The following is an 11,862-nucleotide window of genomic DNA, read 5'->3' on the forward strand; positions in this document are numbered from 1 at the left end:
GTCGAGCGGATCTGGCGGCGGGAGGGGCTGAAAGTACCACAGAAACAACCGAAGACAGGAAGGCTCTGGCTCAACGACGGATCCTGCATCCGGCTGCGGCCGGAGTATGCCAACCACGTCTGGTCGTATGACTTCGTCGAGGATCGCACCTATGACGGACGCAAGTTCCGCATGCTCAACATCATCGACGAGTTCACGCGCGAGTGCTTGGCCATCCGAGTGAGCCGGAAGCTGAAAGCGGTCGATGTGATCGACGTGCTCTCGGACCTGTTCATCCTGCGTGGCATCCCAGGTCACATACGGTCCGATAACGGCAGCGAATTCGTGGCCAAAGCGGTCCGTGAATGGATCACGGCCGTGGGAGCCAAGGCGGCTTACATTGAGCCAGGCAGCCCTTGGGAGAATGGCTATTGTGAGAGCTTCAACTCGAAGCTTCGGGATGAACTGCTGAAAGGAGAGATCTTCTACACGCTCGAGGAGGCAAAGGTGATCATCGAGAGCTGGCGCCGGCACTACAACACGGTGCGCCCACACTCATCCCTGGGCTACCGGCCGCCCGCACCAGAGGTCGTGGTCCATGCGTCAACGCTGGCGCCCAGACCAACGCTGAATTAACATCACACCCGGATCACCCACATGGGGCAGGCCAGCCGTTAGGATGAGCTGCGCTTCATCAGGCCTGAATCAACAGCTGAGGGGTAATCGGGCGCGAGCGCAAAGAACTTGGTCCACTCCCAGAAGTCGGCAGTCAAGAAATCTGTCAATGTCATATAGAGGACGTGGCGGCTCTGAGTCTCCTTGACCCGAATGCCACCGTCGTGCGTTTAATATTCAAGAGTATGTCCGCCCCCAGGTCAGTCACGTGCACAACAGTCACAGGACTCAATAGATCATCGTCTGTAATGTGACGCTAAACGGGGAAGATATATTCGTTCTCCAGAAGCGAGCGGGCCTCTGTGCGGCTTCCATAAACCCCCAGTAGCCATCTGTTCACGCCCGAGAAGCTATGGCCTTGGCAGGCAACTACCGCAATTGCAGGGTTCGGGCCTTCATCAAGACCTATGGTCCATAGGCCAGGGGTGATATCGTCGTCTGGCCTGGCCAGAAGGTTTGCAGCCGATACCGCACGGAGTAGTTCGGTCTCGTCTGGAGACGGCTCTGCACCTGCGCTGAGTTGCTCCAGCCGCTCCTCCGGAAGGACCTCATCGAGCGAGGACCAATCTTCTCTATCTTGTGGCTGAAATAGAATGCTGCTGTCCTTTGGCAGCACGTGTGTCCAGAACTCCCCTCGATCGAACGAGAGTTCAAAAGCCTGGGCCTTCAAAATTGCCAGATCTGCTTCGTCCGGGGCGCGACCTAACGCGACCGCATTCGCTATTCGCTCGGTAACGGACCCTGTACAGTCCCTCTTGCATACCATGAACTCTCCAATCCGAATTTTGCTGCACTCGCAGTGCAGTCGCCTACTTCACTTGGATATGTGTCACGAGCTTGGCCCTAACAAGAAGCTAATTTTGCAGGAGCCATTCCCGTCCTGCTTGTGGTTAGAATCTGACCTTTGACACCCGAACAGCGATGCCTGGTCCCAATCCAAAATATGGGTTAGGCAACGGCAGCTTCATGCCAGGGGCTGATCTTTCGGATCGCCACATCCTCGGTTTATGAATACACCGTCGTGACCAGAGACAGCGGACTAGTGGACGCAGCCCACCCAAACTGACGAGAGTCGCTTCTTGACCGCATCCTTCACAGCGTTCTAGCACCCATCAGACACAAGCAGGCCGAAAGGGTGCATCAGCGGTTCGCACCAGCCGTCTTCATCGTAGCCTCCGACGGGATTGCCGCTGGACAGTGCGTATCTAACCGCCGCCCATAGCGTCCATGCAAGTTCGATCTCACCTTCGTCGCCTGGATAGACAGTACTTGCAGGTACGGTCTTAGTGACGATGCCTAACTCGGCGAGCAGCATCATTGACACCAGGTAGGCCGCGCAGTCTGCCACCTGAATTCCTGCAATCCACTTCGAGTCGCAGCCATGGATAGGGGTGATACCTTCGGGCAGCTCAAGAAGTGCGCGCTTCATCCCACCATCGAAATAGACGGTTGCAGGCGGCTCTAGCGCCTCGCCGTTAAGACCGGAAAGAAGCCTTCCAGCATGCTCCACGACGGCGGCTCGCTCCGATACAGGACAAATCGCAACTGCGATCTTGCACGTGCCAAGGATGTGCTTGAGACGGTCGCGAAGACGCTGCGCGGCAGGGTTGCCCGCCATCTTCACGCTGCTCTTGAACTCGTCGCGTGCAGAGTCAAATCCACACTCGAGCAGAGCATCGCCGACTAGCTCTTGGAGATTATCCGCGCGGAACACCGCTGCGATAACTATGAGGTTGCCTCGGTCGTGAATGCTCTCGTCAATAAAGATATTTATGTACTCACTCGCCGCCTTGTCGGCTGACTTCAATTCATTGTCCAGCTCGGTCATGAGCGATGATGACGCATGAGATGGCAGACTGCTCTCTGCGGGCAATAGCACGATCGCGCTGGGCTCTGGCAGGCGCTGCATGCCTCGCAGGCAAACTTTCAGCCGATTCTGCAGGGTGCCGATTCCCGATTTTCTTACTGCTTGTTTTTATAAGCATATGATTTCAAATACCCTTTTATTCGGCAGGGGGTGCAGATTGCAGGAGTCTATTCGGCACCTGCCGATAGACCTGCAGATAAGAAGATGGGTCTGAGGCAGCTCATATCATGCGCTCACTTCAACGCTAAGAGCCCTACGGCTGTGGCTAATAGCATTGTCATTGGGTGGCGGAACTTGCCTTGACTATAAGATCAACGGAGGTCTCTCGTTGAGGGCCGATGGTGCTATCCGGCCACGAGGTTATCCAGCGCTCGCAGGTCGGGCAGGAGTGGCAGCGTGTCCATCTCATGCAGGCGCGGCCTCGTATAGGGTGATCAAGGCCTCGTGCTGGCATGGGTAGACCCATCGTCAGCGAGCGTGATTAGCCACTCGCCCGCATAGGTCACCAGAGCACCATGCTTGTCCAGAAATGCGATGAGCGTCCCTCAAGAGCAGGTCTCATTGATTTTTCGATTGGACTTGGTCCAAGTCTAAACATCGTCAATGGCGAGATTGACGACACGACGCGGGCGACCCAACAGCCCAATCACAGATTCTCTATCACTGAGGCATGCAAGCAGGATTCACTCGACCCAGGCTTCAGGAAGGCAGGCACTGAACTTGAGCGCGTCGTCAAGGTCGTCCGGAATGTCAGGCCGTGCTGCCATCGGGACGGCGGCGCCAGAGCTGCCAGGATGGGCTCGGCCATCTCTGCGCGAACTGTCATCGAGAGTTCGTCCCAGGACGAAACCTTCAGGCCTGCCCGACGCAGCTCACAGGCGATCGCCCGTGAGCTGATTGACCGCGGAGAGGGCGAGTTGTCAGAATACTGTCCTTGCCACAAGGGCTGCTTACATGTCGTGAGCGGAAATTCATGAAAGGTATGGGATTTCTCAGTTTGACCCGAAGCGGCCGTTCCAATGTAAGGACGACCCGTCGAAATCGGGTTTATAGGACGCCTTAACCCGGCCATGATGCGGCTTCGGACAAGCGACGCGCCGGCCTGTCGCCTTCAGCTTGGACCTGGCTGAGGCACTGCCCCAAGATGACCGCAGTTCCATCCTTTACCGTGCGGGTCGAACTCGGGACAGCAACCCCTACGATGGATCGTACAGACGCTCGCGATGACGCGCCTTCGGGGCTCGTTACCTACTGGTCCCGAGAGGCGGCGAGGCACCTCATTATCGCCTCTAACCTCCGTGAACACCGTCCGCGCGGCCGCACTGCGGCGCGCCCCTGCAAATAGAAAGCCCCGGATCTCTCCGGGGCTTTCGCGTTTAGATCAGGATGTCATCGGCATTGAGCCGCGGCAGCGGGGTCGGTGTCGTGCCGCCTATCAACAGCGTGACATGGAAGTCCTCCAGGCCGTCCGTGCCAGTGTTGAGGCTTAGCCTGCCGGTTGCGCTGTTGTAGTAGAACGTGTCCTCCAGCATCTGGCCCTCAACGGGAGCTTGGTTGAACAACTGGAGGCCGTTGGCCGCGCCTTGGGTGCCGACCGTGTTCGGGTCGAAGTCGAAGTTGCGGAAGTCGAACACATCGTTGGCAGCCCCTTGCCCCTGCATCCTGACGGTGTCGCCCCGATCGAAGATGTCGTTGAACACGAACGTGTCGTCTCCAAGGCCGCCGGTCAGGTCGTCAGCCCCATGACTGCCGACGAGGATGTCGTTCCCGTCCTGGCCGTTGATGGTGTCGTTGCCGTCACCACCGTAGAGGGAGTCTGCTCCAGGTGCTCCGACGTTGTTTGCCCCGGCCGTGGTGGTCGTGTCGGTGGGTCCGCCGTCACCTGTGATCTGGTCGTTCCCGGTGCCCCCGTAGATGGTGTCGCTGCCTGTGCCACCAACGAGGTTGATGTCGTTTCCGTCCTTGCCATAGATCGTGTCGTTGCCCCCAAGCCCCTGGATGGTCGAGGCGAGACCAGCACCATCATTGAAGATGTCATTACCAGCTGTTGGCCGCCCCGCAACACCGCCGTTACCCTGGTCGTAGTTGTACGGGTCAGCGAACTGGGCCGGTTCCGGATCAGTCAGCGGGGGCGGAGGCGCGACAACCGGAACGTCCATGAGATCCGTGACATTGCCGTCCGCCGCACCGACCGTGTAGCCCATGCCTGCGCTGATCCGGAACTCGATGGTTTCGGGTTGTTCCACCACACCATCATTGATGGTCTGGAGGTCGAGGGTGGCCGTGGCCAAACCCGCCGCGAAGGTCACCGTGGTCGGACCGGTGAAGTCCGATCCGGACTTCGCGGTCCCGACGTCGAGGTCGACAGTGACGGTCAGCGGCTGCGCCGTATCGCCGGTCCGGGTGAGGACGAACGAGGCGATTCCGCCCTCGGTGACCTCGCCTGTGCCCGTGGTCGCGTTGATCACCGGCAGCGGCGCCGGGGGCGGCTCCACGACCGGCGGCGGCGTGACAACCGGCAGCGGTTCCGTGCCAGCCGTATCCCCCGTGCCGTCATTGTCGAGGACCGTGGCGGACGCAACGAAGGGCACGTCAAAGATGTAGCCGTTCTCCTTCAGGGTGAGCGTCAAGGCGCGGTCCGGGTCCACCGTGTCGTTGTCGGCCAGCGTGATCGCCAAGGTAGCCCACTGCGACAGGCCCCGGAAGCCCGGCACACCCCCATCAGCGCCGTTCCACTGGATCGACGCGATGTCCGCTAGGTCGACCCCGGTCAGGGCATAGTCGATGGGGAGATCACCGTCTGCTTCCGAGCGATGGAAGGTGAAGGTGACCGTCCCTCCCTCGGTGACAGTCGGCTCACCGAGATTGTCCACGGTCACGGTGGGCATGACCCGCTCACGCGGGGCATCGGTGATCGCCACCGGCAGAACCTCGTCCATCATCAGCATGTTGTAGCGCGGGTCAGCGCTCTCGCTCATGAAGAAGAGATTGCCGGAGTGGGCGTTTTCCAGGCTCCCGTCTTCGGACGCCACCACGGTCACGGTCTGTGGGATGAACCAGTTGGTGTCGTCGAACACCACCTGCGAGGAGCCATCCGGACCCTGCGCATAGACCTGTTCGTCGCCCGAGACCGTGATGGTGACGGGAGCGGTCGGAGCATCGTTCAACACGAGGGTGAACGAACCGTTCGCCCCCAGTTCGGTCGCGGTGACGCCGGTTCCGGCGTCGATGGCGACGCTGCCGGGGTTGGGCACGTCGGTGCCGGGCTCTCCACCCGGTTCCTCGCCGCTTGGTTCCTCACCACCGCCCGACCCAGCCACGCCGACCCGGCCCGTGTTCAGGGAGTACACGGTCTCGACGTTGTCACCCGCACGATCCTCGTAGATCGCCCTGCCGCGCAGAAGGTAGCCATAGTCGGCCTGGGTGACCGTGTAGGAGAAGCCGAAGGGGCCGTCCTCCGGGGAGACCCCTGTGGTGACGGTCTCCCAGGTCTTGCCGTCGTCGCGAGACCGCTCCACGGCCCACTCGAACTCCTCGGCCCGACCACGATCCCGGTAGCCGTCATCGTCGTTGAAGGTGCCGTAGCCCAGCGTCAGGATCTGGCCCACCTCCGGCGTCATGTCGTCGAAGGCCAGATTGCCGGTCGGGTCATCGTTGATGTTCTCGATCACGCCGGTCTGGTTCTGCGACCGGGCGATCACGTTGCCCAGCGCATCCCTGGCCTCGATTTCGAGCACCATCCCGGCGAACTCGTCGTTGCCCGCGAGGACATACGAGGTGTTCGGGGCGAGCGCATACCCGAGTTCATGCGGGTCCACGCCGGGCGCATCCGGCTCCGTTCCGATGAAGACGTAGGACACCGCGCCGGGAACAGCCGTCCATGACAGGGTGCTGTTCTCGGTCAGGTTATCCACCGTTTTGATCATGAACGGTTCCGCCACCGGCTGTGTGACCGTCACCGTCACCCGCGCGGTGTCGCCCCCGTTCAGGGTGTAGTCGAAGGTATCGATCCCGACGAAGCCCGTGTTCGGGGTGTAGACGAGTTGGCCGTCCACAACCGTCACCGTCCCGTTCCGACCCTGGGTATGCGCGTCGATGGTGGTCTCGTCGCTCTCAAAGTCGAAGTCGTTCTTGCGCACGTCGATGGTGATGGACGAGCCCATCAGCCCCGTGGCCGTGTCGTCGAAGGCCACAGGCGGGGTGTTCGGGTTCGGGTCGTTCACCGGAGCGGTGGTCAGCGAGTAGACCGTCTCCTGAGTTTCCGCCCGGTCCAAGTAGACCGCTGCGCCCCGGAAGGCATAGCCGCTATCCGCCGCCGTGACCGCATAGGAATCGGTGGTGCTCACCACCTCCCAGGGGCCGCCATCCTTGGACCGCTCGATGATGTAGCCGAACTCGTCCGGACGATCCGCGCGCATGCCGTCGCCGTCTTCGAGATCGCCCATCGAGATCGTCAGCAACTGGCCCACATCAGGGGTGTTGTCGCTGAGCACCGGGCGACCGGTCGGATCGTCGTTGATGTTCGCGATCACCTCCGTGAGGTCGGATCGGGCGATCTCCGCGCCGGTCGCGTCCTTGGCCACGACGTGGACCACCATGCCCACGAACTCGTCGCTGCCGTCGATGGCATAGGAGGTTTTCGGCGCGACTGTGAAGCCGAGTGTGTGCGCGGGGAAGTTCGGCTCATCCGGTTCGACCCCGATGAGTTCGTAGCTCGCCGCTCGGGCAATCCCGTTCCACGAGATCGTGCTTTTCTCGTTCAGCCCCGTGGGGTTGGCGATGGTCAGTACGGTGCCCAGCGGCTCCTCGACCGGCGGCTCGTCAACCGGAGGGGGCTCCTCCACGGGCGGTGGCACCACGACCGGAGCCGTATCCGTGACGGTGACCGCCAAATCAGGCACTGATATCAGGTAATTAGGATCATCGCTGCTGACGAGGATCATCAGCGAGTCCGCGTTTCCGCCGGGCTCGTCCAGGCCATCCGCATAGCCCGCAACCGTGACCGTTTGCGGCTTGTACCAGTCCTCCGGCGTGAACGTGAAGCTATACCGACTCAACGTCACTTGTTCATTCGACGGGAAGATGTCGACGGTCACATCGCTGATCGGCTGGGTATTCAGCACCACGGTGAAGGTATCGGTCGTGCCGTCTTCCGTCACGCTGGTGCCGGTGCCGCTCGGGGTGACCGTGATGCCCGGCGTGGCCGCAACCGGGGGCGGCTCCTCAGCCGGAGGCTCGTCCACCGGAGGCGGCTCCTCGACCGGCGGCTCCTCGACCGGCGGCTCCACAACAGCCGGGGCCGTTTCTAGAACGGTGACCGGCAGATCAGGAGCCGACACCCAACCATAGTCAGGGTCTTCGTCGCTCCAGCCGTAGATCATCAGCGAGTCGGTGCCGCCGGGCTCGCCCTCCGCATACGCCTTGACCGTGACCGTTTGCGGCATGTGCCAGTTGGTAGGCCCGAACGTGAGGTAACCCGGAATAACTGTCGCTTCATAGGTGGAGGAGTCGATGTACACGTTCACGTCGCTGGCCGGCGCGGTGTTCAGAACCACGGTAAAGGTATCCGTCAGCTTGCCGTCTTCCGCCACGACGGTACCGGTCCCGCTCGGGGTGACGGTCAGGCCCGGCGTCTTGGGCGGGCTACCCGGCGTGCCAACTGGCGGCGGCGTCGTCACCGTATCGTTGTCGAGGAGGTTGGTCGTGACACTGCCAGCGGTCGGGCTGACTGTGTGGCCGGAGCCGGAGCCCGCCGTCACCACAAGGGTTTCGGTGGTCTCCACCGCCTTGTCGTCGGTGGCGTTGATGTTGATAACCGCCGTGGATGAGTTCCACCCGAAGTAGGCGGTCGTCTGGTAGGCGGTGTAGTCCGTGCCATCCGCTGTGCCGGTCACCGTCACCGGCACCCGAAGCTCCGAATTGCTCGCCCCGGTGCGGGTGAAGACATAGCTCGCCATGCCACCTTCGGTGACCTCGGTGGGACCCGTGATGCTGATTTCTGGCACGAAGCCCGCCGGGTTTCCCTCCCCGTACACGGTGAACGTGGCGGTCTTTACGTCCGTGGTGTATTGGCCGTCGCTCACCGTGAAATCGTAGCTGAAGGTTGCGTCTTTCCCCTTGTAGATCGAGTCAAGGAACTCCTGGGTGGGTTTGAACCGGAGCCCGCCGTAGTCCGGGTCCTGGCTGATCGTTCCAAATTCCGGCTGCTGGCTGACAAGGGTATAGGTCAGCTCGACGTTCGGCGTCTCGGCGTCCTGCCCATAAGCACCGAGGGAGTAGTACCCGCCGTATTGGGCGAACATCGATTCGCTGGTGCCTGTATCAGAGGCCCACGCCTTGGGAGCCGTGTTCACGGGGGCTCCATCGTTGTCGATGAAGCGCCCCGAGACGCCAGTCACCGCGCCGGGGAGATAGTTTTCGCTCGCGGCGAGCTTGATCTCGTAGGTGCTCGGGTTGACCTTATTGTCTTCGGGGATCGCGACGGTTGCCCACGTCTTCGACTCGTCGGGCCTGAACGTTGCCGTGAACGGTCCGAAGGTATCGCTCTCGAAGTTGACAGTCAGTTCCTGATCGAGGCGCGCGTCGCGGGTGATTTCGAACTCCTGTACCCCGCCCTGGCCTTCCCTGACATCACCATACAACTGGGTGTTGGCGAGGATTGTGACCACCGGCAGCGGCGCATTCTCGCCCACCGGCTCGGCATCGTCGTTGATGATCGTGCCTGTGGCCTCGACCTCCGTGCCGAGCGTGGCCCCGGTGGCACCGGTCAGGCGCACCGAGATGGTCTCGCCGACCTCATAGGCGCTGTCGTTGGTGACCGGAACCGTGATAACCCCGGAGGACGACGCGGCGGGGATCGTAACCGTATCGGTGATGATGCCGCCGCCGAGAACGACATTGTCGATCTTGATCGGATAGTCATTGCCGTAGGAGTCGGCACTGCCGTCGATACGCACCGCGTCGACGGCGGAGAAGTTCGGGCCGAGGGCGACGGTAGCGGTCTGCGGCCCGCCGTTGCCGAGGGTCACCTGCTGCGAGCCGACCACCACGCCGCCCCTGATAGCTTCGATGGTGATGACTTGGTTGGTCGAGGCCGTTGAGACGGTCATGCCGGTGAGGGACAACTCGCCGGGAGTAATGGCCTGGATCTGGCCACCGCCGGTCGTGGCCGTCAGCGCCGCACCGTCGCCGCTCGAAGAGACACCGGTCCAGCGCAGGCCCTCGTAACCAGCGGGAATAGCGCTGTGAATGGCACCCGTGCCGTCAAAGCCGATGACCTTGCCGGACGCGGTCGCCTCATAGGTCAGCGTCACGTCCTGGACGGCAGGGGCGCTTAGGGTGATCGCGAAGGTGATTTCACCTTTTGCCTCCGAAGCCTCCGCGTCACCAATGTTCACCACAGGCGAGTCTACGGGGAGTTGCTCGTCGTCGTCAGTGATCGTGACGGAGGCCTCGCTATCGAGGATGATCGCGTTCACCGGGTTCGAGAGGACGACCTTGAAAACTTCGTTCGGCTCGACAGCGGTATCCTGCGAGATCGGAATGGAGATGGCGTACTCTGTCTGGCCATATGGAACGAGAGCTACGCCGGACTGAGCAGTGTAATCCTCCCCGGCTACGCCGGCTCCATCCGTGGTCTTGTAGTTCACCCGGACGTCGTGAGGTGCGGGTTCCGACAGGGTAATTGTGACCAGGGCATATCGAGGAGCGCCACTCTCCGGCAGTGCCTCCGAGACAGTGACATCGCTGACCGACAGGGTTCGCGTCGGCGCATCGCTCACGCCCCTGACAAGGACCGACATTTGCGCCGGGGCGCTGTCAACTGTGCCGTCGTTGGCGACGTACTGGAACGTGACTGTCTCATCTTGGCCGTCCTCCAAATGCTGGAACGCACCAGAGTGAGCCTTAAAGTACATATTTCCGTCAGTTGGATTCCAAGTGACGGTGCCCTTCTCCGGCTGATCACCATAAAGCTCGTAAGTCAGCGAATCGCTGTTCGGATCGGTGCCAAGCGGGTAGATCGCGATGCCGTCCGTTTCGACGGTATCTTCGTCCACTGAGGTTGGCGCTTCCGGCTTCATGACCACGGGCGCTCCGCTGGTGCTGGGCGCGTCATTGTCGTTGACCGTGACGGGCACCAGAGTCGGCGGTGCGATAAGGTAGGCAAGATCGTCGCTATCTGTGGTGAAGGTGATGTTGCCTGTGTACGAGTCCTCTGTCCCGGCGTCGTCATGGGCCCCAATCACAAAGTCCTGGGGTACGTCCCAATTCTCCGGGGTGAACTCCAGCACCCGACCACCGGTATCGATCTGCTCGTCACCATAACCGAACACGTAGACAGTGGCGGTGGGCTTCGAGTTCAGGACAATCGACACGGTGTCAGTCGCGCCACCTTCGGCCACGACCGTATCACCATTGCTTGGGGTGACCGTTATGCCAGCAGGAGGAGCTTCCTCGTCATTGTCGATGATGTTCGTGGTCACCTCGAAAGGCGTCCCGACCATGTAACCATCGCCCTGAGCCATACCCACGACGATGGTTTCGGCTGCCTCAGCCGTGTCGTCATCCATGATCTTAATGGAGTAGGTTGCCGTGGCCGAGTTAGGCGCGAATGTGACCTTGCCAGCCGCGCCATTGTGGTCCTGGCCAATTGCCGTGCCGGTCACGTTGACGTTGATTTCCAGAGCAGTGGACGTGTCGCCCGTGCGGGTGAACGTATAGGTGGCCTCGCCGCCTTCGATGACTTCGGCAGGGCCGGAAGTCAAGTTGATCTCCGGAAGAGCAGGCTCGGCCATCGCCGCGACCGTGATAGTCACAGTGGTGTCGTTGGAGTCCGCCGTCCCGTCGGTCGCCTTGTAGGTGAACTCGACCGGGCCAGCGAAGTTGGCAGCCGGCGTGAAGCTGTAGCTGCCGTCCTTGTTGAAGGTGAGCGTGCCCTGCTCGGCCGTCGGGCCCTGGACCAGGCTGTAGGTCAGCTTATCACCGTCCTTGTCCGTGGCCGTCACCGTGCCGGTGATCGGGCCACCGTCCTCCTGGCCTTCGGCCGTGCCGGCTTCAGCCACGGGCGCGACATTGACGGGAGCTTCTGGCACATCGACCACGGTCAGCGTCACGGTCTGAGGCGCGCTGTTGACCTTGCCGTCGTAGGCGACGAACTGGAACGTCACCTCGCCGGCGAAGTCCTTGGCCGGGGTGTAGCTGTAGCTGCCGTCCGCGTTAAAGGTCAGACCCGCAGGCTTGTCGCCATCAATGGCGTAGGTCAGCTTATCACCGTCCTTGTCCGTGGCCGTCACCGTGCCGGTGATCGGGCCACCGTCCTCCTGGCCTTCGGCCGTGCCGGC

General features: G+C 61.5%; 4 protein-coding genes. 1 reads left to right on the top strand and 3 read right to left on the bottom strand.

Annotation, left to right across the window (positions count from 1 at the left end; translation table 11 throughout):
• Window positions 1–615, top strand: a 615-nt coding sequence (locus JKG68_RS28075) for an IS3 family transposase (RefSeq protein ID WP_202065282.1), incomplete at its 5' end; no start/stop codon positions are given.
• Window positions 616–910: 295 nt separating this feature from the next.
• Here JKG68_RS28075 and JKG68_RS28080 read toward each other — a convergent pair.
• The 3 genes from JKG68_RS28080 to JKG68_RS28090 all read right to left on the bottom strand — a co-directional run.
• Complete coding sequence (locus JKG68_RS28080) at window positions 911–1,420, bottom strand: hypothetical protein (protein ID WP_202065283.1); 510 nt, start codon at window positions 1,418–1,420, stop codon at window positions 911–913.
• Window positions 1,421–1,756: 336 nt separating this feature from the next.
• Window positions 1,757–2,482, bottom strand: a complete 726-nt coding sequence (locus tag JKG68_RS28085) for a DUF3800 domain-containing protein (protein ID WP_202065284.1) — start codon at window positions 2,480–2,482, stop codon at window positions 1,757–1,759.
• A gap of 1,415 nt (window positions 2,483–3,897) precedes the next feature.
• A partial coding sequence (locus JKG68_RS28090) for a tandem-95 repeat protein (protein ID WP_202065285.1) occupies window positions 3,898–11,862 on the bottom strand: 7,965 nt, incomplete at its 5' end.

This window comes from Microvirga aerilata, assembly GCF_016743775.1.
Classification (GTDB): domain Bacteria; phylum Pseudomonadota; class Alphaproteobacteria; order Rhizobiales; family Beijerinckiaceae; genus Microvirga; species Microvirga aerilata.